A 25,889-nucleotide genomic window follows, 5' to 3' on the forward strand; every position below is an offset into this window, starting at 1 on the left:
GATACTAGGGGAAGCACCCCGGCGGGATTCATCCCCGCGTCCGTCACCCCAGCGAACAGGAGCCCCATGCGCGTCTTCGTCTCCGGAGCCACCGGCTACCTCGGTTCCCGGCTCGTCCCCGCCCTGCTGGCCGCCGGGCACGAGGTGACCGCCGGGGCGCGCGCCCCGGAGCGGCTCGCGGAGTTTCCGTGGGCGCAGCTGGTGCGCGCGGCCGAGTTCGATGTGCTCCGCCCGGACACCATGCCCGCGGCCCTGACCGGGTGCGATGCGGCGGTGTACCTCGTCCACTCCATGGCCGACCGCGACTTCGCTCGGATCGATGCCACGGCCGCAGCGGAGTTCGCCCGGGCGGCCGAAGCAGCCGGGCTGGACCGGATCGTGTACCAGTCGGGGCTCGTCCCTGCCGACCGTCCGCAGGTGCGCACCGACCTGTTCACCGGGGCGAGCGCGCGGAACGCGACCCGGCACTCCGAGCACGTGCGCTCCCGCCTCGAGGTCGAGCAGATCCTGCTCGCAGGTGCGGTCCCGGCGCTGTCGCTGCGGGCTGCGATCATCGTCGGCGCCGGGTCGACGAGCTTCGAGCTCGTCCGGCGCCTCACCGAGCGCCTGCCGGCGATCCCGGTCCCCGGCTGGATGCACCACTGGGTGCAGCCGATCGCTGTCGTGGATGTGCTGCGGGCGCTGACATGGGCGATCAGTTCGACGCGCACCGGTTTCATCGACATCGGCGGGCCCGATGTCATGACCTACCCCGACTTCATCCGGCTCTACGCCTCGGTCGCGGGCCTCCACCGGCCGCACGTGCCTGCCGGTCCGGTGCCCGCCGAGGCGGTGGGCCCGGCCGTCGCCCGCATCACCGGCCTGCCCGCACCGGTCGTCACCGCGCTCGCGCACAGTGTCGCCGAGGACATGATCTGCACCCACCCGGGCGCCGACGACTGGTTCTCCGATGCTCCGCGGCTCGACACCGCCTCGGCGATCCGCCGTGCGCTCAGCCCCACCCGCACCGGCACCACCCCCGGCGGCGACCCCCAGACCGGCGCCGACACCGACCCGCGCTGGGCCGGCGGGAACGTGGAGATCGATGGCGCCACCCGGTTCCGCAGCTCCTTCGGGCACGTGCTCCCCCTCGATCGCGCGCGCCCCGGGCGCCTGCGATTCCCGCGGCATTAGGTCCGGCAGACGCACGGCGAGGCGGGTGAGACGGAGGCGTCTGCGCGGCCATTAGTTCCACGGTGCAACAACATCACTGATTTCAAGTAGTCAGAACCGCACGGAAACATCTACCGTGGAACCATGACCCCTGAGGATCACTCGGCCGATCACGCTGCCGATCCGGCTCGCGCTCCGATAGGCGATCCCGCTTCCGAACCCGTGGTCGAACACCTGCCGGACGACACCGCCGCGGCAGGCGCCCCTGCCGACAGTCGCAGCCCGCACCGGCACGAGACCGGGTTCTCCTCGCTGTTCCTGCTCCAGAAGTTCACCGTCGAATCGGAGCGCTACTTCGAGACGGTCCGCCGCACCGAGCATATGGGCCACACCGATGTGCACGCGGTCAACGCCGTCATCGAAGCCGACCGGCGCGGCTATCCGATCACTCCGACGGACCTGCGCCGGCGCCTCGTGCTGTCCGGGCCGGCGACCTCGGCAGTCATCGACCGGCTCGTGCGCAACGGACACCTCACCCGCCACCGCTCCGATGCGGATCAGCGGGCGGTCAACCTCCACGCCACGGAGAAGGCCCGGCAGCAGGGCGCGGACATGTTCGCCCCGCTCGTCGAGCACATGATGCGCGTCATGCGCGGGGTGCACCCCGACGACATCGAGATGTTCGACGCCCTCATCGTCATGCTCACCCGCGCCGTCCAGCACGCACAGGAGGAGGTCGCCGCCGGCCAGGCCGAGCGCGGCCCCGCGGCACCGGATGCGGCAGACACCTCGGCGACCGGCGAGGCCGACACCACGATCCCGGACGAAGCCGGACCCTCGGCTCCGGACGCGGACGGCGGTCCCGCATGACCCCGCGCCCCGCCGACCTCTACACCGCCACCGCCCAGCGGGCCGCCCACCAGGTGCTCACCCGCTATTCGACCTCGTTCTCGCTCGCGGTGCGCACCCTGCCGCCCCCGGTCCGCGCCCACATCACGAGCATCTACGGCATGGTCCGGGTCGCCGACGAGATCGTCGACGGCGCCTGGGACACCGCCGACCCGGCCGAGGCGCGCGCCGAGCTCGATCGGTTCGAGCACCGGATCGAGGCCGCGGTCGCGCAGGGATTCTCCTCCGATCTCATCGCGCACGCCTTCGCCCGCACTGCCCGCGACACCGGGATCGGCCCGGACCTGTGGCGGCCGTTCTTCGCCTCGATGCGCTCCGACACCGAGCACGACGGTCACGACGCGGACGGCCTGGCGACCTACGTGCACGGCTCCGCCGAGGTCGTCGGCGAGATGTGCGTGCGCGGATTCTTCGACGGCGCGCCGCTTCCCGCGAGCCGCGAGCACGAGATCACCGAGGGGGCGCGCGCCCTGGGGGCGGCGTTCCAGAAGATCAACTTCCTGCGCGACCTCGGGGAGGACGCCGCGCTCGACCGCGCCTACTTCCCCGGGGTGGACCCCCGCTCCCTCACCGAGGAGCAGAAGACCACGATCGTCGCCGACATCACCGGCGACCTCGACCTCGCCGCCACGCGCATCCCACACCTGCCGCGCGGGGTCCGGCCGGCGGTGTGGACCGCGCACGGGATCTTCGACGAGCTCACCCGGATCATCGCGCGCACTCCGGCGCACCGCGTGAGCACCACACGGATCCGGGTGTCGAATCCGCGTAAGCTCGCACTGGCCGCCGCCGCCGCCGCCGGCCGACCGCGCTCAGGCAATCGCGTCGGCCGTTCACCACGCACCCGGACATGCGTCCGGACCCGAGGAGTCGCATGACCCGCACCGCGCAGTCCTCCACCGCGCAGTCCTCTACCGCGTCGCCCTCCGCCGCGTCGCCCTCCACTGCCCGGACCGAGGTGCCCCGCACCGTCGTCATCGGAGCCGGGATCGCGGGCCTCGCCACCGCCGCTCTGCTCGCCCGCGACGGTCACGCGGTCACCGTGCTCGAGCGCAACTCCTGGCTGGGCGGCCGCGCCGGCATCCATCGCGAGTCGGGCTTCACCTTCGACACCGGGCCCAGCTGGTACCTCATGCCCGAGGTGTTCGACCACTTCTTCCGGCTGTGCGGCACCTCGAGCGCCGAGCAGCTCGACCTCGTCCCGCTCGATCCCGGCTACCGGGTGTTCGCCGAGGACGGGCTCACCGTCGACGTGCCCTACGGCCGCGACCGGGTGAGGGAGCTGTTCGAATCGCTCGAACCCGGCAGCGGAGAGCGCCTCGACACCTATCTCGACTCCGCATCCGATGCCTACGACCTGGCGCTGCGCCACTTCCTCTACAGCACCTTCCGATCGCCGGCCGCGCTCGCCGACCCCGCGATCCTCAGGCGGCTCGGACCGCTGGCCGGCATGCTCACCGGCTCGCTCGCCGATCGGATCGACGCCACCGTGACCCACCCGCTGCTGCGGCAGATCCTCGGCTACCCCGCGGTGTTCCTCGCGATGTACCCGGAGCGGGCACCCGGCATCTACCACCTCATGAGCCGCCTCGACCTCATCGACGGGGTGCAGTATCCGCGCGGCGGCATGCACACGATCATCGACGCGATCGAGCGGCAGGCCCGCGCCGCCGGGGTGGAGATCCGGACCGGGGCCGAGGTGGTCGCCCTCCCGACCGCACCGGCCGGCCGGCGCGGCACCATCACCGAGGTCGTCGCCCGCACCGAGTCCGGCCTCGAGGTGTTCGAGTGCGACCATGTCGTCGCCGCCTGCGACCTCCACCACCTCGAGACCCGGCTCCTCGACCCGGCCTACCGCACCGCCGGGAAGCGGACGTGGGCGCACCGCGATCCGGGGATGGGCGGCGCGATCCTCATGCTCGGCGTCGACCGGCGCCTCGACCGGCTCGCCCACCACAATCTCTTCTTCACCGCCGACTGGGATGCGAACTTCGCCGCGGTGTTCGGCGAGGAGCGCTCTCTGCCCGACCCCGCCTCGGTCTACGTGTGCGCCCCTTCGCGCACGGACCCCGGTGTGGCCCCGGACGGATGCGAGAACCTCTTCGTGCTCGTCCCCTGCCCTGCCGACCCGTCCCTGCGCGCCGGTCAGCCGGCCTTCGAGGCGTACTGCGACCGGATCATCGAGCAGATCGCCCGCTGGTCCGGCGAGGCGGACTTCGCCGAGAACCTCGACGAGCACATTCTCGTACGGCGGACGCTCGGGCCCGGGGACTACGTCGACGACTTCCACGCCTGGCAGGGCACCGTGCTCGGCCCGGCGAACACCCTGGCGCAGAGCGTGTTCCTGCGCGGCGGGCCGCGGCGGCCTGCCGGACTGCGTGCTTCGCGGCTCGACAATCTGCTCTACGCGGGGGCCTTCACCGCTCCCGGGGTCGGGCTGCCGATGTGCCTCATCAGCGCGGAGAACGTCGTCAAGGAGCTGCGCGGCGACACCTCCGGCGGCTGGCTGGAATCGCTGTGATGAGCTGGGCGTACCTCGCGTGCCTGCTGTTCAGCCTGGCCGGGATGGCGATCCTCGACCTGCGGCACCGGCTGTTCTGGTTCGCCGATGCGCGACGTGCGGCGATCGTCCACGGCCTCGGGCTGGCGGCGTTCCTCGCGTGGGACGGTCTGGGGATCCTCACCGGGATCTTCCATCGCGGCGACAGCCCGTACATGACGGGGATCGACCTGGCTCCCGAGCTGCCGCTCGAGGAGTTGTTCTTCCTCGTGTTCCTGTGCTGGCTCACGATGAACCTCTACACCGGCGGGGCGCGGATCCTCCGGGCGCGGGCGGGCAGGGCACGTGCGGGCAGGGCACGTGCCGACGTCGACGGCGGACCGGCAGGTGAGCGGCCGTGACCTATACGCTCATCAACCTCGTGTTCCTCGTGCCGGCGCTCGTGCTCGCGGTGGTCGGTTGGCGCTCGGGCAGGGTCTCCCGGTCCGCGCTGGCGCTCACTGCGATCGCGATGATCGCTCTCACCATCGTGTTCGACAACCTCATGATCAGCGTCGGCCTGTTCACCTATGCCGAGGACCTGATCTCCGGGATCATGATCGGTGCGATGCCGGTCGAGGATCTCGCCTACACGGTGTTCGCCGTCCTCGCTCTGCCGGCGCTGTGGGAGCTGCTGGGACGGCGACGCACCTCGGCAGTGAGGAGCGGGGCCGTGGGGAGCGATGCCGTGGGGAGCGCTGCCGTGCGTGTCGACACGGCACGGATTGACGAGGCACGGGTAGACGCGGCACCGAGCGATTCGGCCCAGCATGACCCGGCACAGCATGATCCGGTACTGCATGATCCGGCGCGCCATAATCCGACCCAGCAGATTTCAGCCCAGCAGAATTCGACTCAGTACGATCCGCAGTCGGACCGAGGAGGTGATCACCGTGCTCCGTGAGCTGTTCCTCGTCTCGCGCCCGATCTCGTGGGTGAACACGGCGTTCCCGTTCGGGGCGGCGTATCTGCTGGGCGGCGGCCGGGTCGACCTCGTGTTCGTGCTCGGCGTCGTGTTCTTCCTCGTGCCGTACAACCTCGCAATGTACGGCATCAATGACGTCTTCGATTACGAATCGGATCTGCGGAATCCGCGCAAGGGCGGCGTCGAGGGGCACCTCGCCTCGCCCGAGCAGCACCGCCGGATCCTCATCGCGGCAGCGGTGGCGTGCGTCCCGTTCCTCATCGCGTTCGTCGTCCTCGGCACGGTGCTGTCCACTGCCGTGCTCGCACTGAGCATGTTCGCGGTGCTCGCGTACTCGGTCAGGGGTCTGCGCTTCAAGGAGATCCCGGTCCTCGATTCGCTCACCTCGTCCACTCACTTCTCCTCACCCGCGTGGTTCGCCCTCGCGCTCCTCGGCGATCCGGTGGGCCGGGACGGCTGGCTCGTGCTCGCCGCATTCTTCCTCTGGGGGATCGCGAGCCAGGCCTTCGGCGCTGTGCAGGACATCGTGCCCGACCGCGAGGGAGGTCTCGCCTCGGTGGGGACCGTGCTCGGCGCACGGGCCACGGTGCGTCTGACGACATCCGTGTACCTGCTCGCCGGGACCCTGCTCGTCTTCACCTCCTGGCCGGTGCCGCTCGCCGGCCTGCTTGCGCTGCCCTACGCGGTGAACTCCGCCCGGTTCTGGTCGATCACCGACGACACCTCGGCCGAGGCGCACCGCGGCTGGTCGGTGTTCCTCTGGCTCAACTACGTCGTCGGCTTCTTCGTCACCATGCTCATGCTCTGGGTCGCGCTGGGGTGAAGCTCCTCCGGATGGAGTAGGGGCGAAGCGCTCCGAGTGAGGACAACGAGCGGCGCTCGAGGTCGCTCTCCGACTCGGAGGGCAGTGACGGTCCCGGGGGCATGGGAAGCTGATCTCGGAGTCGGCGCTTCACGCGATGCCGGCCTCGTCACCACCCGTTGACCGATCGGTCCGATCGCGCGGCTGATGCGCTGCGAGCCAGGCGGCGTGCTCGGTGTGGATCGGGTTGCGCATCGGACGGGTGATGATCGCGTCGGTGCAGCTGGCTCGCCATACTGTGCCGGCCATGCGGGCTCCGCCTTCAGATTCAGTGGTTTCGTGCTCGTTCACGACGCTGATGACGCCGCGCGTCTTGCAGTCGTGGTGATGTTTGCACAGCGGGTGGAGATTCCGCGGCTCCGTCCGGCCACCGGCCTGAGGGTCGGCGTGGTCGAAGGGGATCAGATGGTCGATCTCGCAGTACTGAGCAGGCACGTCGCAGCCCGGTGCCGCACACGTGTGCCATTGCGATTCGGCTGTTCGCCGCAGAGCGTCCGGGATCGGGTACTTCTGCGCCGCGATCGGCAGGACGGTGCCGTCGACCGGATCGGTGAGAACCCGTTCGAGGTGCGGTGCGAGTGCCACGATGCTGCGGGCGATCTCCGCGGGAACGGGGCTCGTGCCGTGGAGCTCGCCGGGCATGTCCGCACCGCCGGATCTTACATCGAGCAGCGACATCGCGGGTACGGTGACGGTGACCGCGGCCTGGCGGCGCAGCCAATCGTCGTGGGTGGGGCAAGTGAGCGTGACGGTGTGGATGTATGCTGTCTCCGACTCCCCCAGGTCGGGGACCTCGCTGAGGCCGCTGAGCTTCCGCATTCTCCGCGTTCTCGACCCGGTGTGTCGGTGAGTCGGTGGAGGCGTATCGGGTGGTGGATCGTGTGCGCTGCCGGTGCGGGTGTCGGACCCTGCCGGTGCGGCCGTGGTGTCTTCACCGCCTGGATCCGGACTCTGCCGGACCACGGCTCCTGCGCCGGTGCCCGCAGGGCGCTCGGGACCGGGCTGGAAGCTGCTGTTCGGGGTCGCGGGGCCGTCGACCTCGGCGACGGTGACGTCGATCCGGCCGGTGGCGCGGGTGATGATGTCGAACATGAGCTCGTTGACCTTGCGCGGATCGACGATTGCCTGGCGGGAGCGATCGAGGCCGAACGCATCGGCGTGATTCAGGGTGATCGCCCGTGCCATCGCACGAGTGCGCTGATGGAGCGCGTCGAGCGCGGTCGTCGGACCGGTCAGCGTCAGGCGCGCGGTGCCGTCCCGCCAGCGCTCGATCTGCACCGTTCGATGCCGATTGCGGGCGTGCTCCAGGTTCTCGCGGCCGGCGATGAGCGCCGCCTGCCGATCGACGAGCACTCCCAGTCGGTGCGGGGTCAGATCGTGCGGTTGGGCACACGCGAACTCGTCGATCCTCCTGACATCCGTGAGCGACAGGTCGCGGGTCTTCTTCATCACGGTCCGCAGCTTCGTCCATGACGCCTCCCCGGTGAGCACTGCGTGCCTCAGACGTGGCAGCCCGTAGTACGCGAGCAGACTGTCGGCGGCCGCACTCGTCGCACGCGCCGTCGTCATCGACAGCCGGTGCGCCAGAGTGATGTCGAATCCCGCCCTCAGCGACTCCCGCGCCGCATATCTGAACGGGACGGCCGGTGGCACTCGCTCCGCAGCGAGATCGTCCTCGAGCTCGAACAGGGCACGGATCTCGTCCGCGCTGTGCATCGTGGCCAGATAACCGGTAGCGGCCTGGGCGAGTGCGACGAGTTCTTCGAGCGCCACGACATCCCGCTGACGCGCAGCGGCTCGCACCCGCTCATGGAGCCGCTCGAACCGGATCTCCTCCTCCGCGAGCATCGCAGTGCCGCGATCGACCGGTTCGCCCCGGGGACGTCCGGAAGCACGGGTACTCCCGGCGACAGGGAGACTCAGGTCAGAGGGGGACGCACCGACACCGCGTTCTGCATCCTCTGCCGAGAGCATGTTGTAGACGCCGAGGAGAGTCGAGGGCGCTGAGAAGCGCGCTGGGTCCGTGGAGACGGTGTATTCGGGGTCCGCTGGACCTGCACCTCCACCTGCGCCTGCCGCCGCACAGGCAGCGAAGATCTGCTCGTCCACCGTGGGTGCTCGCTTGGCCGACATTGCTCGGTTCCTCTCGCCGTGTTCTAATACTAATCGATCGAAGCAACGATTGGAACAGCTTGCGCTGAGAATGTTCGAATACTTTTTCACTCACTCACACTCCGCTCGTCGGCCGTTCGATTCCGAGCTCAGCAAGTCAAATCCAAACCGACTAAACACCTCCAAACCCACCCCGGGCGGCCCCGGCCCCCGCCCGGAGAGAAACCACCCTGCTAAGCAACCACCCCTTCCACCTACCGCTCGACGCCTGGCCACGGTATTCTCAAGAATCTAAACAAATCCAAACCACCGCGACCGGACTGCGATCGGAGGACCACGGACGATGAGCGTCACCATCCCCCGCCGCCCGTACCCGGTGCCTCCCCCTCGCCCTTCACCCCCGACCTTCGGCGTCATCCCACCGGCCCTCGTGGGCCGGCAGGGCGAGGTCAACGACTTCGCCTACGCGCTCGACAGCGGCCCCGGCGCCACCGGCCGGGCCACGCTCATCACCGGCCAGCGCGGCGTCGGCAAGAGCGTCCTCCTCCACGTCTTCCACGAGGTCGCGGCGAGCCGCCAATGGATGACCGTCCATGCGCAGGCCTCGCCCGGGTTCTCCACGAGCCTGACCGAGGCGCGGCTGCCCGAGCTCCTCGCCCGCCTCGATGCCGCGGACACCGTCGAATCCTCCGTCGTCGGGTTCACCCTGCCGTTCGGCGCCGGCGGGCTCACCACCCGCACGGAGTCCACCAACCCCCTGACTCCGGACTTCCGCCACCACCTCATGCGAGCGCTCGAGATCCTCGCCGCCCACGGCACCGGCCTCGTCCTCACCCTCGACGAGGTGCACCGCTCGCAGCTCGACGAGCTTCGCCGCGTCACCGATGCGATCGCCTACGCCTTCAGCCAGGAGGCACCGGTGGCGTTCGTCGCCGCCGGACTGCCGCAGACGATCACGAGCCTCGTCGACGACGAGGTCTCCACCTACCTCCGGCGGGCCGAGCGGGTGACGCTCGGCAACCTCAGCCCGGAGAACACCCGGATCGCGCTCGAGGCGCCGATCACGCAGGCCGGCAAGACGATCACGCGCGAAGCCCTCGAGCTGGCGATCGGGGCGAGCGGGCACTATCCGTTCCTCATCCAGCTCATCGGCGACCACGCGTGGAGAGCCGCAGGCGACGAGGACGTCATCTCCGTCGAGCACGTCGAGGAGTCGGTGGCCCGGGCGCGCACGGCCATGCACCGGCAGATCCACGAGCCGACCGTCGAAGGACTCACCGACCAGGAGCGCAGCTACGTCCTCGCGATGGCCGCCGACGACGACCGCTCCCGGACCGCCGAGGTCGCCCGCCGGATGGGCGTGACGGCGAAGTACGGCAGCGTCTACCGGGCCCGCCTCATCACCCGCGGCGTCATCGAGCCCGCCGGCCGCGGATGGGTCCGCTTCACCATGCCCTACACCCGCGAATACCTGCTCACCCGCTGACCGGGTACACGGAATCGTCGATCGCGATCGGCTGCCGAACCGAGATGTCCGCCGGTCCTGCAGCAGCCCTCGATTCCTCAACAGGTATCGTCGGCCGCAGCAGGATTCGTCGGCAATCGGGCCGGCGAGGCGTCATCGGGCCGGACCGGCCCCGCGCAGGAAGGACCCGCCGTGGCCGACCCCACACCGCAGACCCCGGATCCTCTGCAGACCCCGGATTCCCCGCAGACCCCCGAACCCCCGCACGCCCCTGTCGCCCCGCAGCACACCCGTGGCGATCTGCCGCCGCACGTGCGGACGCTCGTCGGCTTCACCCTGGTCAAGCTCGACGAGATCATCGATGCGGTAGGTGCCCTCGACGACGCCACCGCCAACGCTGTTCCGCCCGCGCCCGGCGCGAACTCCCCCTTCGTCCTGCTCACCCACTGCCTGGGGATGATGCGGCGCTGGTCGTCGACGGTCAACCTCGGCATCCGGGTCCCCCGCGACCGGGAGGCGGAGTTCAGCGCCATCGGCCGGGTCGCCGATCTCCTCGTATCCGCCGCCGAGGTGCGGGCCGCCTTCCTCGCCGACCTCACCGCCACCGACTGGAACAGCCCACCGGTCGCCCCGGCGACCGGGTACGGACCGTGGTCGCAGTCGACGTTCGGAGTCCTGCTCCATGTGTTCGAGGAACTGTGCCAGCACCTCGGGCACCTCGAGATCACCCTCGACCTCCTCCGGGCAGCCGAGCTCCGGGCGGGCGGCGACCGGGCAGGGAACGACCCCGCCTGAATGCTCGGCACCCCCGCCCGCTTCCTCCACCCCGACCCGACTCCCGCGAGGACTCCCATGCGCACTCTCCACGTCATCGCCCTGGGCGGCACCATCGCCTCGAGCACATCGCCGGCTCCGACCGACAGCACCGACAGCACGGGCCGTACCGGCCCTACCAGCAGCACCGATCGCACCGACAGCACCGGCCCTACCAGTAGCACCGGCCCTGCCAGCAACACCGACCGCACCGACCGCACCGGACCCACTGCCCCGGCCCGCGGGGTCGCACCGACGGTGACGGCCGAGGAGATCACGGCCGCCGCCCGCCTCGACACCTTGCCCGGCGGCGCCCCGCAGGTCAGCGCGGAGCAGCTCGCGCAGGTGGGGTCGGGGAGCATCGACTTCGGCATCCTGTTCAGCACTGTGCTCGCCGCGCGACGTGCGGCCGCGCGCGGCGTCGACGGCATCGTGCTCACGCAGGGCACGGATACGCTCGAGGACTCCGCGTTCGCGCTCTCGCTCCTCAACGACTCCGGCATCCCAATCGTCCTCACCGGCGCCATGCGCAATCCCACGCTCCCCGGGGCGGACGGCCCGGCCAATGTCCGCGCGGCCGCGCTCACCGCGCTCGTCCCGGAGGCCGCCGGGCTGCGCGCCGCGCTCGTATTCGCCGACGAGGTGCACGACCCGCTGTTCGTCCGCAAGGCGCATACGAGCCATGTCTCGCCGTTCACCTCGGGCCCGGTCGTGGGAGCGCTCGGCTGGGTCGCCGAGGACCGCGTCCGGCTGCCGCACCTTCCTGCCCCGCGCACCCTGCCGGTCGGACTCGCGGTGCCCCGCGGTTCCGGGGCCGACGCCGCCCCAGATACCGCGCACGCCCCGAACCTCGACTTCCCTCGCGTGGCGCACATCGACGTCGGTTTCGACGACGGGCTCGAGTTCCTCGCGACGCTTCCCGAGGCCGGGTACTGGGGCGCAGTCCTCGCCGGAGTGGGCGGCGGTCACGTGGCCGCTCGCGCGGTGGAGGCCGTCGAGGCGCTGGCTGTGCGGATGCCGGTGGTCCTCGCCTCACGCACCGGGGCAGGGGCGACGCTCGAGGACACCTACGGCTACCCGGGTGCGGAGATCGACCTGCTGAGCCGCGGTCTGCTGCCGGCCGGCCTGCTCGATGCGCGGAAGGCGAGGATCGCACTCACCCTCGCGCTCGCCTGCGGGGTCGACCCCGCCGAGGTGCTCGCCGCGTTCCGCTGATCGGTCGGACAGCAGATGGGGTCGTGGGGGCGTTCGGACCGGACCAGCAGGTCTCTCCGAATCCGGCGGGTCGCCACTGGCCTCGTCCTCCCTCGCCGCTGGCGGCCCTCACCACACTCCACCGCGCCGCACCTCACCACACGGCACCTTGCCTCCCGTAGTCTCACCCAGGCCGTCCGATGTCCAGAGGGAACAGATCGGCAGGCCGTACTGTTGCCGTAGTAGACACCCGTCGCCGGACGCGCTCACCGACGGGCGTGTTGCACCCACCGGGGCGTTCCACCGTCGCAGCGCGATCTGTGCCGTCCGCGAACCGATCATCCGCCCCGCCCGCCAGAAAGGGTCCGTCATGACCAAGGACAATCCGAACCGCTCGCCCTACGAGGGTGCGGGCCTCCTCATCGCGCTGGCGAGCACACTCGTGGGTGCAGCGGTGACCGCGCTCGTCGTCAAGGGCCGCCGCGACAAGGGCACCCCGCACATCGACGCCGACGACGAGGACTGACGCCCAGCTCTCCCGAGCCCGACACCACGACGGCGGCCCCCGGATCTCCGTGGGGCCGCCGTCGTCGGGTGTGCGGTTCGACCGCCGGGCGCGCGCTGCGCGTTCTTCACACGCAGGCTCGGCTAGGTGCCTGGCCTCGGGCCCAGTTCGACTCAGCTCAGCACCTGGGCTCGGCTCAGCACCCGATCCGGATGCTCACTCGCCGACCTGGATGATCGTCTTGCCAAAGTTCTTCCCCTCAAGCATGCCGACGAAAGTCTGCGGCGCGTTGTCGAGGCCCTCGGTGATGTCCTCGCGGTACTTCACCTTCCCCTCGCGCACCCACTGGCCCATGTCACGCAGGAAGTCGGAGAACATCGACTCGACGAACTCGGTCTGGATGAAGCCGCGCAGCAGCAGGCTCTTGGTGAGGATGTTGCGCATGAGTGCGGCGGACCGGTCCGGCCCGGAAGGCGCCTCGGTCGCGTTGTAGCCGGCGGCCAGCCCGCACACCGGGACGCGGGCGAAGGTGTTGAGCCGCGGCAGCACCGCGTCCCACACCGGTCCGCTGACGTTCTCGAAGTACACGTCGATGCCCTGCGGCACGGCCTGCTTGAGAGCCCCGCGCAAGTCATCGCCGCGGTGGTCGAGCGCGACGTCGAAGCCGAGCTCCTCGAGGAAGGCGACCTTCTCCGGCCCACCCGCGATGCCCACGGCGGTGCACCCCTTGATCTTCGCGATCTGCCCCACGGCAGAGCCCACGGGGCCGGTGGCCGCGGCGACCGCGACGGTCTCGCCGGCCTGCGGGCGGCCGATCTCGAGGAGGCCGGAGTAGGCGGTGAAGCCCGGCATCCCGAGCACACCGAGCGCGGTGGTGACCGGTGCGGCCTCGGGGTCGAGGAGGCGCAGCTGGGCGGCTGGCTCGACGGAGTACGACTGCCAGCCGCCGTAGGACAGCACGGTCTGGCCGGCGGAGAACTTCGGGGAGTTCGACTCGACGACCTCGGACACGGTGGCGCCGACGATGACGTCGCCGATCTCGACCGGCTTCGCGTACGACTTGGCGTCGGACAGGCGTCCGCGCATGTACGGATCGAGGGAGAGGTAGCGGGTGCGGAGGAGCACCTCACCCTCACCGGGGGATCCGATCGGGGCGTCGTCGTGGGTGAAGTCCTCCGGCTGCGGGACGCCCACGGGGCGGGAGGCGAGGCGGATTCGGCGGTTCGTCTCGGACATGCAAACTCCTTCGGCTGCTGTTCGGCGGCTGATCGGCAGGTCTGCCGGTCAGCGCTGGTGGTGTTCGGTGCGGTTCTGTTCACAACGTTCTGTTCGGTACGGCGCCCGCGGCCATGGAGTCCGCAGGAGAGGCCTGCGCACCAGTCTATGCTGACCGGTTCCGGCTCGGCCATGGGTCGACGACCAGAATGCCCGGTGAGCGCCACTCATCGCTCGCGTGCATCCGGCGCACCCCTCCCCGCGCCAGAGGCGCCCACCGGCACTCAGCCGGCGCGCCCGCCGCCGAGGCGCCCATCCCACCGCTCAGACGTCCATCGCCGTGGCACCGAACGCGGACTCGCCCGCCGCCGAGGCGCCCGCCGGCACCCAGCCGGCGACCGCCTCGGGTCCGGGGACGGGCCAGGCGGGGTCCGGATCCCAGCGGGTCCACTCCTCGGAGAAGGCCCAGTGACCGGCGGCGAACTCCGCGAGCGCGAGCTGCGCGTGGTCCTCGATGACCTGCGCGATCTCCGGCGTCCACATGCCGTAGCGGACGGCGCTCGCGAGCTCGTCGTCATCCTTGCGGCGCACCGTGCCGTCCGGGTCGATGACGAGGTCGAGGATGTGGTCGCTGGTGAAGAGGTCCGCGATGCCGAGGCGCCGGTGGCGGTGCTCGAGGTTGACGTACCAGCCGCGGAAGCGGCCCTCGGCGGTGCGGAACACCCAGACGGAGAACGGCATGCCCGCCGGGACGATCCGCAGCACCCCGCGCCCGTGCCAGCGCCGGAGGATCGGCACGCGGCCCGGCGCGCGGTCGACGGGCACGAAGCGCACCGCGTGATCGACCTCGTGCGGGTTGAGATCCTCGAAGCCGCGCACCCGCAGGTCGGCCGTCGCGGTGCCGCCGGCGAGCCACAGCACCATGCCGCGCGGGTCATCGCGGACCACGCGCATCGGCTGCACCACCTCGCCGCCGACCGCATCGAAGTCGAGGCGCCGGAAGCGCCAGCGGACGAGGTCGCCCGGTGCGGCGAACGGACCCTCACCCACCGGCCGGGTGCCGGCAGGCAGGGTGATGGGGAACGGATCGCGGACGGCGCTGTGCTCCCTCGGGGACTCGTGCTCGTGCATGCAGCCATTGTCGCGCACCGTGCTCACTCGGCCTCACCCCTCGCCGCACGCCTACAGTGGTGCCCATGACCACCGAACCCCGCGACGACGCGGACGTCCCCCGGTTCCTCGCCGAGCTCGGAATCCCCGGCCTCGCCGACATCCACGTGCACTTCCTCCCCGAGCGGATGCTCGCGAAGGTGTGGGACTACTTCGATCAAGCCGCCGCCGGGTACGGCCGCGCCTGGCCCATCACGTACCGCTTCGACACCCCGACCCGCCTGCGGATCGCCCGCGAGCTCGGTCTCGCCCGCATCCCCGCGCTCACCTACCCGCACAAGCCGGGCATGGCGGCATGGCTCAACGACTGGAATGCGGAGTTCGCGGCCTCCGCTCCGGACATCCTCCACTGCGCCACCCTCTACCCGGAACCCGGGGTCGACGAGTACGTGGCGCGGGCGATCGGCTCCGGGGCCCGGCTGTTCAAGGTCCACATCCAGGTCGGGGCGTTCTCACCGGCCGACCCGCTCCTCGACCCCGCGTGGGAGGCGCTCGCCGCCGCCCGGCTGCCGGTGGTCATCCATGCCGGCTCGGCACCTCGGCCCGGGAGGCACACCGGTCCCGAGGCGGTCGCCCGGGTGCTCGCCGACCACCCGGAGCTGCGCCTCGTCATCGCGCACATGGGGATGCCGGAGTACCACGCCTTCGCCGACCTCGCCGAGCAGCACCCCGGGGTCCACCTCGACACGACGATGTTCAACACCGGCTTCACGAACGCCACCACGCCGTTCGACGCGGCCTACCGGGCGCGGCTGCCCGGGCTGCGAGAGCGGATCGTGCTCGGCTCGGACTTCCCCAACATCCCCTACCCCTATTCCCACCAGCTCCAGGCGCTGTGTCGGCTCGGCAGTGCGGACGAGGGGTTCGGCGACGACTGGCTGCGCGCGGTGCTGTGGGACAACGGCGCCCGGCTCATGGGGATCGACGGGACCTGAGAGTCCGAGCTGCTCGTCACCGGGGTCTCTCCAGTGCGTTTCGACGCGGAGATACGCACTGGGCCGACCCCCGGAGCAGCAGGTGATGGCCCGACCGGTGCCGTGTGCTCAGGCCAGGCTCACCTCACTGAGATGAGCCTATTCTTACTGGTGAGAGGCCTGTCGCCGCCGTAGAATCGAATCATTCCTCCCCCACTGCGCAGGTTTCGGACCGCGCGGGGAGGAGCAGGGTCGACCGGGCAGATGTCCCGTCCCCGGAAAGGAGCGATCATGACCGACCTCACCGATCACGGCCCCCGCCCCTACACCCTCGACATCGAGGAGGCCACGCGGGCCAATGGCAACTTCCGTTCCACGCTGTGGACCGGAGAGCACCTGCAGCTGACCGTCATGTCGATCGACGTCGGTGACGACATCGGACTCGAGGTCCATCCGGACAACGACCAGTTCCTGCGCCTCGAGCAGGGCCGCGGCCGGGTGACCATGGGCCCATCCGAGACCGAGGTCACCTTCGAGGAGGAGGTCGCCGACGACTGGGCGATCTTCGTCCCGGCGGGGACCTGGCACAACGTCGTCAACATCGGTGACGAGCCCATGAAGGTCTACGCGATCTACGGCCCGGCCGACCACGTGCGCGGAACCGTGCACGCGACCAAGCAGGACCAGGAGAACGATCCGAACGAGCACTGATCCGAATGAGCACTGATCCGGAGCCCGCCCCGCAGATCTGCCGGGCCGTCGCCCGACGCTCGCAGGTTCAGCGGCGGCGGTACTGCGGGGCGCGCTTGGCGAGGAACGACTCGGTGGCCTCGGAGCGGTCCTCGGTCATCGCGGTGTAGATCTGCTGGCGGTTCTCGAATTCGACGGCGGCCTCGAAGGACGGGATCTCGAGGCTCTTCCACAGTCCTTCCTTGGTGAACTCGACCGAGATCGGGGCGTTGAGCATGATCTGCCGGGCTGTCTCGAGTGCCCGGTCCATGAGCGCTCCGGGCTCGACGACATCGGCGAGCAGCCCGAACTGCTGGGCCTCCGCCGGGGTGAAGCGCCGGCCGGTGAGCATGAGCTCCTGCGCGCGGCCGGCGCCGACGATCCGGGGCAGCAGCCAGGACAGGCCCATGTCGCAGGCGGAGAATCCGGCGCGGATGTAGCCGACGGCGAAGTTCGCCCCCGGCACCGCGTAGCGGATGTCCGAGGCGCACAGCATCGACAGGCCGACGCCGGCGGTGGCGCCGTTGACCGCGGCGATGACGGGCACCCGCAGGCCCCGGATCCGTGCGACGAGGTCGGCGATCTCCTTCTGGCGGGCCATCGCCCGCGGCACCGTGCCCTGCGCTTCGACGAGGTCATCATCGCCGTAGCCGGTGAGGTCGAGACCGGCGCAGAAGGCCCGCCCCTCCCCGGTGAGGACGAGAGCGCGGATGTCGAGGTCGGCGTCGACCTCGGCGAGGGCCTGCTTCGCCTCGGCGATGAACCCGATGTCGGCGGCGTTCATCCGCTCGGGGCGGCAGAAGGTGAGGCGGGCGATCCCAGGCTCGGGGCGGTCGAGGCGGACGGCGGTCACGGCGGCGGTGTCGGAATCCATGGCATCAGAGTATCGATCCCGCGGCCGGGGCGTATGGCGCGGATCACATTCCGGTCGGGTCGCAGCCGGCGGTCGCAGCCGGCGTATCACTCGCCGCTGAGCTGGGCCCACTCCTCGGCGAGCCAGGGACTGAAGGCGAAGGGAGCGGCGGCGAGCGCGCGGCCGAGGTCGTCCGGGTCGATCCATGCGAACTCCGCGACCTCGTCGGCGCTCGGCCGCACCTCGCCGACGAGGCGGGCGGTGAACACCGGGCAGATCTCGTTCTCCACCACGCCCGAGGCGTCCACGGCCCGGTACCGGAAGTCCGGCAGCACCTCGGTGATGTCGGTGACCGCGCAGCCGAGCTCCTGCCGGGCCCGCCGTTCGATGGCCGCGGCGAAGGGCTCCTCGGGGCCGGGGTGCCCGCAGAACGAGTTCGTCCACACTCCGGGCCAGGTGCGCTTGCTCAGCGCGCGGCGCGTCATGAGGACCTCGCCGGCGTCGTTGTGGAGGAAGCACGAGAACGCGAGGTGGAGCGGGGTGTCGATGTCGTGGACCGTCGCCTTGGGCGCCGTGCCGGTCGGGGTGCCGTCGTCGGCGAGGAGGACGACGAGCTCTTGAGTGCCGGCCACGGTCGGACCTCCTGGAGTCGGGGCGGATTCCCGCGCTCGGCCCACGGCGCGATGCCGAGGGTGAGTCCGCAGGACGTCCTCCCACCCTAACGGAGGGGCCTGCGCGGAATCCTGCCTGCGAGGCCCCGCGCACGCCGTCCCCCGCAGAGGGTCCCCACGCTCGCTCCGCGCCGGAGCCCTTCACGCACAGCGTTCGATGGCACCCGACAGTGGGAGGTCGGAGCGGACGACGGTGAAGCCGGCCGGTGCGGCCGCGCACACGTCCGCGAGCCGCCCGACGTACTCGATGTCGAAGACCGCCTTCCCGGCCTCGGCGACGGGGGCGTACCAGTCGCACTCGCCCAGATCGAGGCACTGCTCGAGCACCGCGAAGTCGACGAGGTCGACGACCTCGGGCACGATCTCCCCGGCATTCTTGAGTCCGATCGCGAGCCCGTGCTCGTGGGCGATGTCCGCGATCGCCCGCATGTAGGCGACTGCGTCCTCCTCCGTGAGACCGAAGCCGGAATCGTTGCTGAACACGTCGATGCTGTCGGGGTCGATCGCGAGGAATCCCTTGTCCGCGCAGTTCTCGATCCGCCGCGACATGATCGGCAGCAGCACCTCGTGCCGGCGGATGTCGAGCCACCGCTCACCGGGCCACTCCTCATAGGGCTCCCCGATGACCTCGGCGGGGAAGTCGGATGCATCAGCGCGCCAGTCCTCGACGGTCCCGATGCTCAGGTAGCAGATCGGATAGACGCCGCGGTCGCGCAGACCGCGCACGTCCGTCTCCGCGGTGTCGTCGCCGTCGAGGTCGTAGACGTCGACGGGGAGCCCGAAGTCGACCGCGCCCTCGTACTGGATGTGGAAGCTCGCTCCCGTGGGAGGAACCGTGGCTCCGGGCGGCGCGCCCTCCACCCCGGGGGACGACGACGCCCCCGTCACCTCCCCGGTGGGGGACGTGACGGGGGCGGAGGACACCGAGGTGCCCGCGCCGGAACCGGGATCATCACCGGATCCGGGACCATCACCCGAGGCGCACCCCGCGGCGAGCACGATCACGGTTACGGCACCGGCGGCCCCTGCAGCCCGCAGGAGGCCTGTGCGCCTTCGAACGGTCATCGTGACACCGGTTCTGGCCCCGCAGGAGGCCTGTGCGCCTTCGAACGGTCATCGTGACACCGGTTCTGGTCCCGCAGGCCTGCCCGATCCGCCTCAGATGTCCCGGCGCTGAACCCGGTCGACCGGCTCCGGCCGCTCCTCGAGCACCTCGGAGGTGTTGGGGAACAGGAAGCCGTAGGTCAGGCCGGCGATCGCGGCACCGGCGAGCGGGGCGAGGAAGAACACCCATACCTGTGCGAGCGCATCGCCGCCGGCGAACACCGCGACGCCGAACGAGCGGGCCGGGTTGACCGAGGTGTTCGACACCGGGATCGACACGAGGTGGATGAGAGTGAGGGTGAGGCCGATCGCGAGCGGTGCGAAGCCGGCCGGAGCGCGGTTGTCGGTGGCACCGAGGATGACGTAGAGGAAGATCGCGGTGAGCACGACCTCGCAAACGATCACCGCCGCGAGCGAGTATCCGTTCGGCGAGAACTCGCCGTAGCCGTTGGTCGCGAAGCCGTTCTCCGCGATGGAGAACTCGGGGCGACCGGTGGCGATGAGGAGGAGGACGCCGCCGGCGACCACGCCGGCGACGAGCTGGGTGATCCAGTACGGCAGGGCATCGCGCCACGGCAGGCGGCCGGCGAGCGCGGCGCCGAGCGTGACGGCCGGGTTGAAGTGGCCGCCGGACACGTGACCCACGGCGTAGGCCATACCGACGACGGTGAGGCCGAACGCCAGGGCGACGCCGGCGAATCCGATGCCCATGTTCACGCCGTTGTCCGCGTCCATGACGGAGGCGGCGAAGATCGCCGATCCGCAGCCGCCGAACACGAGGACGAAGGTGCCGAGGAACTCGGCGGAGAGCTTGGAGACGAGCGAGGGGGAGGTCATGGTGCGGCCTTTCGGTGGGAGTGCCGGCCGGGAGGGCCATGTGCTCGATGCGCCATCAGTATACTCCTACGCTCGGGCGTCGACGACGGCCCTGACGGTCACGACAGCGAGGCGCGAGACGGCGGGAAGGCGCAGAGAGGCTGGGCACGCACCGTCCAGACGCCGATGAGCACAGCACTCTCGGGCAGCACGGTTCAACAGGCGCAGTTCAACAGGCTCGGGTCGGCAGGCTCGGATCAGGGAGCGGGGAGACGGAACCGGCACGGGGATACGCTGGCCCCATGACTTCGCGACCCCTCGGCAGCTCCTCCGACACGACCGCCGACCAGTCTGTCAGCGGCCCCCGCGCGTTCCGGCAGGTCGACGTGTTCGGCTCGGCTCCCCTGGGAGGCAACCCGGTGGCCGTCGTCCACGGCGCCGGCGGCCTCGACGAGGCGACGATGGCGGCCTTCGCGCGCTGGACGAACCTGTCCGAGACGACGTTCCTCCTCTCTCCCACCGACGCGGGAGCGGACTACCGGCTGCGGATCTTCACGCCGGGCGGCGAGCTGCCTTTCGCCGGGCACCCGACGCTCGGCTCCGCCCACGCCTGGCTCGAGGCCGGCGGGACACCGCGCTCCGCGGGCACCCTCGTCCAGGAGTGCGGGGCCGGGCTCGTCACCCTCCGCCTGGGCGGCGGGAGCGCCCCTCGCGAGGCGGGCCCCTCTGAAGATGCATCGACGGACACATCGATCCGGACCGGGGCATCGCCCGCACCCGAGGCGTACGCCGCCATCGCCTTCGCCGCTCCTCCGCTCATGCGCTCGGGTCCGGTCGACGCGGAGACGCTCGCCGCAGCGGTCGCCGCCCTCGGCCTGCGCGAGGACGATGTCGTCGCGAGCAGCTGGGTGGACAACGGGCCCGGCTGGATGGGGATCCTCGTCCGCGACGCCGCGCTCGTCCGCTCCCTCACTCCGGACTTCTCCGCCGTCGGCGACCTCCGCCTCGGCGTCATCGGCGCCTACCCGGAGGCCGAGGCGCACATCGAGCACGAGGTGACCCAGGCCGGCGATGCGCACGCGGCACGCCCGGAGCACGCTGAGGGCACGTCAACCGCATCCAGCACCTACGACCCCGTGCGTCCGGCCGACTACGAGGTGCGTGCCTTCGTCCCCGGCGTCGGCGTGCCGGAGGACCCGGTGACCGGCAGCCTCAACGCCGGGCTCGCGCAGTGGCTCATCGGCGCCGGCATCGCACCGCGCAGGTACACCGCCTCGCAGGGCACGCAGGTGGGTCGCACCGGCATCGTCGGGATCGAGCAGGTCGGTGAGGACATCTGGGTGTCGGGCTCCACGCGCACCGTGTTCACCGGCACCGCCGACCTCGGCTGAGGATTCCCGCAGGCTGAAGCGCAGTGATCGCACCATCGAGCTGCCACTCGTGCTCGAGTTTCGGGTTCCGAATCGAGCACACGTGACAGGTCGATGGGGATCGGGCAGAAACGGCAGGTCAACGGAGCGTGCCGGCCTCGATCGCACGCGCACGCCCTGCCGCCCACCGGCCCCACCGGCTGCACGCACTCTGCCGCCCGCACATCTGGGCTGCCGTTCCACCGACCACGCAACCTCACTTCGACCCGGCCCGCGCACGTATTCTGAAGACCCGCCCCGACGCCGAGGAGGCACGATGACCGCTCCGGATCCCACCCCCGCCCCCCACGGACTCCCCCGACACCAGTGCCGCGCATGCCGCCGCCGATCCCACCTGCACCCCCGACCGCGCCCCGCTGACCTGGTTCATCACCGGTGCGAACTCCGGCCTGGGGCTCGCGATCGCGCGCACCGCATCCGCCGCCGGCGACCGCGTGCTCGCCACCGCGCGCCGCCCCGAGACCCTCGAACCGCTGACCGCCGAGTTCCCCGACACCGTGCGCACCGCCGCCCTCGACGTCACCCGCTCAGAGCAGATCCCCGGCACCGTCGACGCGGCGATCGACGCCTTCGGGCGCATCGACGTGCTCGTCAACAACGCTGGCTACGGACTGCGCGGCGCGGTCGAGTCCTGGAGCATGGACCAGCTGCGCCGCCTGTTCGACACGAATGTGTTCGGCGTCGTCGAGCTCACGCGTGCGGTGCTCCCGCACATGCGCGCGGCCGGCAGGGGCTGGATCGTGCAGATGTCCTCGGTCGCGGGATTCCGGGTGAGCCCGGGCGCTGCGGCGTACTCCGCGTCGAAGTTCGCACTCGAAGGACTGTCGAAGGGCCTCGCGCTCGAGGTCGCCCCGCACGGGATCGCGGTCACGCTCGCCGAACCCGGCCCGTTCCGCACGGACTTCTCCGGCCGCTCGCACGACTGGGGCGAGGAGCACCCCGCCTACACCGAGATCCTCGCCGAGGAGTTCACCAAGTACCGCGCCCGCTCCGGTAAGCAGTCCAACGATCCGGTGCGCGCCGCGGAGATCCTCGTCGACCTCGCCCACCGCACCGACAAGCCGCTCCACCTGCCGCTCGGGCCCGAGGCGTTCGCCGCCGCCCGCGGCGAGTTCGGCTCCCGGCTGTCCGCGCTCGACGAGATCGAGGGCATCGCCGCGGACACCGGCTTCGCCGACGAATCCTGAGCCGACCGCCGGCCGGCCGACGGGGACCGTCCACCGCGGGACTGATCCACCGCGGGGCGGCCTCACCGTCTGCCGGTGTCGACGTTCCGCAGCACCGGGGTGAAGGCGAGGACGATCGCACCGAGGCCGGCGACGACCGTGATGACGAGCGCGTACCGCAGCCCGAGCGCCCCGGCGGTGAGGCCGATGAGCGGCGAGGAGCTGAGCATCGCGATCCGCAGCGCCCAGCTGGCGAGCGTGATGCCCATGCCGTGGCCGAACCCGGGGATCATCCCGGCCGCGGCGTAGGCGGTGGGGATGAACGTCGCGGATCCGTAGCCGGAGAGGAAGAACCCGACTACCACGGCCCACGGTTGGGCGACGCCCATCGCGATCAGCATGCCGATGGTCACGCACACGCCGCCGGACAGCACGACGCCGGGGCGCCCGATCCGGTCGGTGAGCCGGTCGGCGGTGAAGCGGGCGATGAGCTGCCCGGTGAGCGCGACGACGAACGCGATCCCGGCGAACTGCACGCCCACTCCGCCGACCTCGCTGAAGTACAGCGAGGACCAGTTCATGCCGAGGTCCTCGACGAAAGCGCCGAGCAGGCCGAGCGCGATGACGCCGGCGAGGAGCGCCCACTTCGAGGGGGCGGCTGACCGGTCCGGGCCCGAGGCGCTGGACGCCGGCCGTGCCGCCTCGCCTCCGGCTGTGTCCCCCACCGAGGTGCCGTCCGGAGTGCCGGTCTCCTCGGCTGCGGTGGCCCCCGCTGCCGGTCTCGCATCCGCCGGGCTCGCCCCCGGTACGGCACTCGCCCCCGCGACGTCGGTCGTCTCGCCGGAGTCGTCCTCGTCGGGGATGACGGTGCGCTTGCGGGGTGCAGGGCCCGTGCGGTCGGACGCGAAGGGGTTCGGGCCGGACAGTCGCCACGCCCAGAGCGCGAGGCCGACGCCGATCGCGCCGCTCACGCTCAGGTGCGCCCACAGCGGGATGCGGAGGGTGGAGGCGAGGAGGCCGAGGCCGCCGCCGGTCACCGAGCCGACGCTCCAGATCGCGTGGAGGGAGTTGAAGATCGAGGTCCCGCGCGCCTGCTCGACGATGAGGCCGTGGACGTTCTGCGCGGCGTCGACGACGGCGTCGAGGAACCCGGCGAGCGCGATGAGTCCGGCGACGATCCACGGGATCGCAGGGGCCCAGGCGGCCGGACCGCCGGACCCGGGGCCCGTTCCCGCCTCGGCCCCGGGCCCGAGGGCGGCGACGGCAGCCGCGGCGGTGAACACGAGGGCGAGCACCGCGGTCCCCGCACTCGCCACCGCCGCGGCGCCGAACCGGCGGATGAGCGGGGCCGGCAGGGCGGCCGCGGCGATCGAACCGACGGGCAGCGCTGCGATGATGAAGCCGAACTCGACCTCGGTGAGTGCAAGGAGGCCCTTGACCTCGGGCAGGCGGGTGAGGAGCCCGGAGATGAGGAAGCCGTTGAGGAAGAAGAAGAGGGAGGCACCGAGCCGGGCGCGCGCGTGGTGGGCGCGCACCGCGGGGTCCGTGCGCGGCTCCTCGGCTGGTTTCATGGCCTCCCGAGTCTAGTGGCCTGCCCCTGCCGCCCGCACTGCGAGCTCGGTCACAGGACGAGGTCGTGCTGCCGGGGCGGTCATTCCCCCGATGACGTCAGCCGCACCGCGAGGTCGACGAGCTCGGTATCGCGGCCCGGGGCCATGACGAGCTGCACCGAGGCGGGGAACTCGCCGCCTCGCGCCTCGGGAGCCCCGCGCACCTCGGGGACCCCGCGCATCCCGGCGCCGCTGGCACCGGACCCACCGCCGACGAGCGGCGAACCTCCGCCGAGGAGGTCGACGGGGACGGAGATCGCCGGCCAGCCGAGCAGGTTGATGAGCTGGGTGTAGAGACGCAGCTGGTTGCGCACGTGCTGGTCGGCGTCCTCCCACGCCACGGGTTCGGTGCCGAGGGTCGGGAGGACGAGCGCGTCGAGCCCGGCGAGCTGGGCGAGCGCCGCGGTCCGGAGCGCGTCGAGCTCCTCGAACGCCGCCGCGTGGGCCTCGTCGGTGATCCGCGCGTCACCCTCGAGGTTGCGGAGGATCTGCGGCTGGAAGTCCCGCCGGCCGGCGTCGAGCGCCGCGCGGTGGATCCGGTAGGTCTCGTAGCCGCGGATGTGCGCGAAGACATCCGGCATCCGGTCGAAGGCGAACGGGGCGGGGTCGACCGGGGTGAGCGCGACCCCCGGCAGCTTCGCGAGTGCAGGTTCGGCCCGGCGGGCCATCCACTCCTCCCCGCAGTCGGCGGCCTCCGTGGTGAGCAGGCCGAGGGCGAGCGGGGCTTCAGTGCGCGCGGCCTCGGTGTACGGCTCGATACCGTGCGGGGCGTCGGCACGGGGGCGCACCGTGGGCGAGTCCAGGGTGTTCGAGCCTTCGACCTGCTGGGCCTCGGTGCGCGAGGTCTCCGCGTGCGCGGTCCACTCCTGCCACAGGAGCTGCATCTCCGCCGGGGTCCGCGTGAAGAATCCGACGGTGTCGAGCGTGGTGGACAGCGGGGCGACCCCGCCCTTCGGCACCCGGCCGAGCGAGGGCTTGAATCCCGTGATCCCGGCGCAGGCCGCGGGCACGCGCACGGACCCGGCGGTGTCGGTGCCGATCGCCACGGGCACGATCCCGGCGGCCACCGCGATCGCCGAGCCGTAGCTCGACCCGCCGGTGAGGAAACCCGGTCGCAGCGGATTCACGCCGCGACCGTGGGCACTCTCCTCGCCGAGGATCCCGTAGGAGTGCTCGTGGCACGTCGTCTTCGCCACCGGCACCAGGCCCATCTCCTCGAACCGGAGGACCACCTCGGCCGAGGCGCCCGCCGGCTCCTCGGGCCGCACGGTCGATCCCATGGTCGTGGTGACCCCCGCGAGGTCGATGACGTCCTTGATGACGAACGGCACCCCGTCGAGCCGGGAGCGCGGGGTCCCGCCGGCGCGCCGGGAGTCGACCTCCCGCGCGGCGGTCCGCGCGTGCTCGGCGACGCGCTCCGTCTGAGTCGCGGGCACGTGCGGTGGGGCGACGACGGCGTTGAGGCGTCGACCCTCCGTGTGGCAGGCCTGCAGCGCGGCCTCCACGCTCGGCTCGGCTGAAGCGGTGCGGTCTCCGAGAGCGGCAGCCAGCGCGACGAGATCGACGAGCGAGTCAGGCGCAGTGTGGGAAGCAGCGTCGGTGCGGGAGGCGGGGTCGACGTGAGATGCGGGGTCCGTGTGAGGCGCAGGGTCCATGGCTCCGTTCTACCCCACATCCGCCGCACGGGGACAGGGGTCATCGGACCGCGCCCTCACCGATCGCGGCCCCACCGACC

At 71.3% G+C, this 25,889-nt stretch carries 24 protein-coding genes; 15 read left to right on the forward strand and 9 right to left on the reverse strand.

Annotation, left to right across the window (positions count from 1 at the left end):
• Window positions 1-66 precede the first annotated feature (66 nt).
• The 7 genes from FDF13_RS02180 (at window position 67) to FDF13_RS02210 (ending at window position 6,348) form a co-directional block, all read left to right on the forward strand.
• A complete protein-coding gene (locus tag FDF13_RS02180; RefSeq protein WP_137318260.1) occupies window positions 67-1,173 on the forward strand; it encodes an NAD(P)H-binding protein in 1,107 nt (368 codons plus the stop codon).
• A gap of 201 nt (window positions 1,174-1,374) precedes the next feature.
• Complete coding sequence (locus FDF13_RS02185) at window positions 1,375-2,022, forward strand: MarR family winged helix-turn-helix transcriptional regulator (RefSeq protein ID WP_175406814.1); 648 nt, start codon at window positions 1,375-1,377, stop codon at window positions 2,020-2,022.
• Window positions 2,019-2,939 carry a phytoene/squalene synthase family protein gene (locus tag FDF13_RS02190; RefSeq protein ID WP_137318262.1) on the forward strand — a complete coding sequence of 307 codons (921 nt, stop codon included), beginning with the start codon at window positions 2,019-2,021 and terminating at the stop codon, window positions 2,937-2,939. The genes FDF13_RS02185 and FDF13_RS02190 overlap by 4 nt, the downstream gene beginning before the upstream one ends.
• The gene (gene crtI, locus FDF13_RS02195; protein WP_254668863.1) at window positions 2,936-4,582 is read left to right on the forward strand and encodes a phytoene desaturase family protein; all 1,647 of its coding nucleotides are present in this window, start codon (window positions 2,936-2,938) and stop codon (window positions 4,580-4,582) included. The genes FDF13_RS02190 and crtI overlap by 4 nt, the downstream gene beginning before the upstream one ends.
• On the forward strand, window positions 4,582-4,962 hold the full coding sequence (locus tag FDF13_RS02200) for a lycopene cyclase domain-containing protein (RefSeq protein ID WP_137318263.1): 381 nt from the start codon (window positions 4,582-4,584) through the stop codon (window positions 4,960-4,962). The genes crtI and FDF13_RS02200 overlap by 1 nt, the downstream gene beginning before the upstream one ends.
• The gene (locus FDF13_RS02205; RefSeq protein ID WP_137318264.1) at window positions 4,959-5,504 is read left to right on the forward strand and encodes a lycopene cyclase domain-containing protein; all 546 of its coding nucleotides are present in this window, start codon (window positions 4,959-4,961) and stop codon (window positions 5,502-5,504) included. Before FDF13_RS02200 ends, FDF13_RS02205 begins: the two co-directional genes overlap by 4 nt.
• Entirely contained in the window at window positions 5,494-6,348 is an 855-nt protein-coding gene (locus FDF13_RS02210) for a prenyltransferase (protein ID WP_254668951.1), read from the forward strand. The genes FDF13_RS02205 and FDF13_RS02210 overlap by 11 nt, the downstream gene beginning before the upstream one ends.
• 129 nt (window positions 6,349-6,477) lie before the next feature.
• Here FDF13_RS02210 and FDF13_RS02215 read toward each other — a convergent pair whose 3' ends face one another.
• Window positions 6,478-8,235 carry an HNH endonuclease signature motif containing protein gene (locus tag FDF13_RS02215; RefSeq protein WP_137318266.1) on the reverse strand — a complete coding sequence of 586 codons (1,758 nt, stop codon included), beginning with the start codon at window positions 8,233-8,235 and terminating at the stop codon, window positions 6,478-6,480.
• Window positions 8,236-8,842: 607 nt separating this feature from the next.
• Here FDF13_RS02215 and FDF13_RS02220 point away from each other — a divergent pair.
• The 4 genes from FDF13_RS02220 to FDF13_RS14620 all read left to right on the forward strand — a co-directional run bounded on the left by FDF13_RS02220 (window position 8,843) and on the right by FDF13_RS14620 (window position 12,497).
• Window positions 8,843-9,985, forward strand: coding sequence for an ATP-binding protein (locus tag FDF13_RS02220; protein ID WP_137318267.1), 1,143 nt, complete (start codon window positions 8,843-8,845; stop codon window positions 9,983-9,985).
• 171 nt (window positions 9,986-10,156) lie between these two features.
• Complete coding sequence (locus FDF13_RS02225; protein WP_254668864.1) at window positions 10,157-10,759, forward strand: DinB family protein; 603 nt, start codon at window positions 10,157-10,159, stop codon at window positions 10,757-10,759.
• A gap of 57 nt (window positions 10,760-10,816) precedes the next feature.
• Window positions 10,817-11,992, forward strand: a complete 1,176-nt coding sequence (locus FDF13_RS02230; RefSeq protein WP_137318268.1) for an asparaginase domain-containing protein — start codon at window positions 10,817-10,819, stop codon at window positions 11,990-11,992.
• Between the two features lie 349 nt (window positions 11,993-12,341).
• Complete coding sequence (locus FDF13_RS14620) at window positions 12,342-12,497, forward strand: hypothetical protein (protein ID WP_175406815.1); 156 nt, start codon at window positions 12,342-12,344, stop codon at window positions 12,495-12,497.
• A 195-nt stretch (window positions 12,498-12,692) separates the two neighbouring features.
• On the opposite strand, the gene FDF13_RS02235 is transcribed toward FDF13_RS14620, so the two are convergent.
• Window positions 12,693-13,712 (reverse strand): NADP-dependent oxidoreductase, encoded by a 1,020-nt coding sequence (locus FDF13_RS02235; protein ID WP_137318269.1) that lies wholly within the window; start codon window positions 13,710-13,712, stop codon window positions 12,693-12,695.
• Between the two features lie 303 nt (window positions 13,713-14,015).
• Window positions 14,016-14,822 (reverse strand): DUF402 domain-containing protein, encoded by an 807-nt coding sequence (locus tag FDF13_RS02240; RefSeq protein ID WP_254668865.1) that lies wholly within the window; start codon window positions 14,820-14,822, stop codon window positions 14,016-14,018.
• A gap of 65 nt (window positions 14,823-14,887) precedes the next feature.
• Here FDF13_RS02240 and FDF13_RS02245 point away from each other — a divergent pair, with 65 nt between their 5' ends.
• A complete protein-coding gene (locus FDF13_RS02245) occupies window positions 14,888-15,796 on the forward strand; it encodes an amidohydrolase family protein (protein ID WP_137318270.1) in 909 nt (302 codons plus the stop codon).
• A gap of 270 nt (window positions 15,797-16,066) precedes the next feature.
• A complete protein-coding gene (locus FDF13_RS02250) occupies window positions 16,067-16,486 on the forward strand; it encodes a cupin domain-containing protein (RefSeq protein WP_137318271.1) in 420 nt (139 codons plus the stop codon).
• Window positions 16,487-16,553: 67 nt separating this feature from the next.
• Here FDF13_RS02250 and FDF13_RS02255 read toward each other — a convergent pair whose 3' ends face one another.
• The 4 genes from FDF13_RS02255 to aqpZ form a co-directional block, all read right to left on the reverse strand.
• Window positions 16,554-17,378 carry an enoyl-CoA hydratase/isomerase family protein gene (locus tag FDF13_RS02255; protein WP_137318272.1) on the reverse strand — a complete coding sequence of 275 codons (825 nt, stop codon included), beginning with the start codon at window positions 17,376-17,378 and terminating at the stop codon, window positions 16,554-16,556.
• 86 nt (window positions 17,379-17,464) lie between these two features.
• Window positions 17,465-17,989, reverse strand: a complete 525-nt coding sequence (gene idi / locus FDF13_RS02260; RefSeq protein WP_137318273.1) for an isopentenyl-diphosphate Delta-isomerase — start codon at window positions 17,987-17,989, stop codon at window positions 17,465-17,467.
• Between the two features lie 180 nt (window positions 17,990-18,169).
• Window positions 18,170-19,033 carry an endo alpha-1,4 polygalactosaminidase gene (locus FDF13_RS02265; RefSeq protein WP_175406816.1) on the reverse strand — a complete coding sequence of 288 codons (864 nt, stop codon included), beginning with the start codon at window positions 19,031-19,033 and terminating at the stop codon, window positions 18,170-18,172.
• A 153-nt stretch (window positions 19,034-19,186) separates the two neighbouring features.
• Window positions 19,187-19,969, reverse strand: a complete 783-nt coding sequence (gene aqpZ, locus FDF13_RS02270) for an aquaporin Z (RefSeq protein WP_137318275.1) — start codon at window positions 19,967-19,969, stop codon at window positions 19,187-19,189.
• Window positions 19,970-20,250: 281 nt separating this feature from the next.
• Between aqpZ and FDF13_RS02275 the strand changes: the two genes are divergently transcribed.
• Both FDF13_RS02275 and FDF13_RS02280 read left to right on the forward strand, forming a co-directional pair.
• Window positions 20,251-21,339, forward strand: coding sequence for a PhzF family phenazine biosynthesis protein (locus FDF13_RS02275; RefSeq protein ID WP_137318276.1), 1,089 nt, complete (start codon window positions 20,251-20,253; stop codon window positions 21,337-21,339).
• A 440-nt stretch (window positions 21,340-21,779) separates the two neighbouring features.
• Entirely contained in the window at window positions 21,780-22,565 is a 786-nt protein-coding gene (locus FDF13_RS02280; protein ID WP_254668952.1) for an SDR family NAD(P)-dependent oxidoreductase, read from the forward strand.
• Window positions 22,566-22,627: 62 nt separating this feature from the next.
• On the opposite strand, the gene FDF13_RS02285 is transcribed toward FDF13_RS02280, so the two are convergent.
• Entirely contained in the window at window positions 22,628-24,115 is a 1,488-nt protein-coding gene (locus FDF13_RS02285; RefSeq protein ID WP_137318278.1) for an MFS transporter, read from the reverse strand.
• Between the two features lie 80 nt (window positions 24,116-24,195).
• On the reverse strand, window positions 24,196-25,809 hold the full coding sequence (locus FDF13_RS02290; protein WP_137318279.1) for an amidase: 1,614 nt from the start codon (window positions 25,807-25,809) through the stop codon (window positions 24,196-24,198).
• Window positions 25,810-25,889: the final 80 nt, after the last annotated feature.

The sequence above is a fragment of the Brevibacterium sp. CS2 genome, from assembly GCF_005280295.1.
Taxonomy (GTDB): Bacteria; Actinomycetota; Actinomycetes; order Actinomycetales; family Brevibacteriaceae; genus Brevibacterium; species Brevibacterium pityocampae.

Bases quoted from the DNA above. Each gene is read 5' to 3' on its own strand.
- FDF13_RS02275 (WP_137318276.1), top strand. From the start codon at position 20,251: ATGACTTCGCGACCCCTCGGCAGCTCCTCCGACACGACCGCCGACCAG.
- FDF13_RS02290 (WP_137318279.1), bottom strand. From the start codon at position 25,809: ATGGACCCTGCGCCTCACACGGACCCCGCATCTCACGTCGACCCCGCC.
- FDF13_RS02250 (WP_137318271.1), top strand. From the start codon at position 16,067: ATGACCGACCTCACCGATCACGGCCCCCGCCCCTACACCCTCGACATC.
- crtI (WP_254668863.1), top strand. From the start codon at position 2,936: ATGACCCGCACCGCGCAGTCCTCCACCGCGCAGTCCTCTACCGCGTCG.
- FDF13_RS02215 (WP_137318266.1), bottom strand. From the start codon at position 8,235: ATGCTCGCGGAGGAGGAGATCCGGTTCGAGCGGCTCCATGAGCGGGTG.
- FDF13_RS02200 (WP_137318263.1), top strand. From the start codon at position 4,582: ATGAGCTGGGCGTACCTCGCGTGCCTGCTGTTCAGCCTGGCCGGGATG.
- FDF13_RS14620 (WP_175406815.1), top strand. From the start codon at position 12,342: ATGACCAAGGACAATCCGAACCGCTCGCCCTACGAGGGTGCGGGCCTC.
- FDF13_RS02245 (WP_137318270.1), top strand. From the start codon at position 14,888: ATGACCACCGAACCCCGCGACGACGCGGACGTCCCCCGGTTCCTCGCC.
- FDF13_RS02285 (WP_137318278.1), bottom strand. From the start codon at position 24,115: ATGAAACCAGCCGAGGAGCCGCGCACGGACCCCGCGGTGCGCGCCCAC.
- FDF13_RS02230 (WP_137318268.1), top strand. From the start codon at position 10,817: ATGCGCACTCTCCACGTCATCGCCCTGGGCGGCACCATCGCCTCGAGC.
- aqpZ (WP_137318275.1), bottom strand. From the start codon at position 19,969: ATGACCTCCCCCTCGCTCGTCTCCAAGCTCTCCGCCGAGTTCCTCGGC.
- FDF13_RS02180 (WP_137318260.1), top strand. From the start codon at position 67: ATGCGCGTCTTCGTCTCCGGAGCCACCGGCTACCTCGGTTCCCGGCTC.
- FDF13_RS02255 (WP_137318272.1), bottom strand. From the start codon at position 17,378: ATGGATTCCGACACCGCCGCCGTGACCGCCGTCCGCCTCGACCGCCCC.
- FDF13_RS02240 (WP_254668865.1), bottom strand. From the start codon at position 14,822: ATGCACGAGCACGAGTCCCCGAGGGAGCACAGCGCCGTCCGCGATCCG.
- FDF13_RS02235 (WP_137318269.1), bottom strand. From the start codon at position 13,712: ATGTCCGAGACGAACCGCCGAATCCGCCTCGCCTCCCGCCCCGTGGGC.
- FDF13_RS02190 (WP_137318262.1), top strand. From the start codon at position 2,019: ATGACCCCGCGCCCCGCCGACCTCTACACCGCCACCGCCCAGCGGGCC.
- FDF13_RS02220 (WP_137318267.1), top strand. From the start codon at position 8,843: ATGAGCGTCACCATCCCCCGCCGCCCGTACCCGGTGCCTCCCCCTCGC.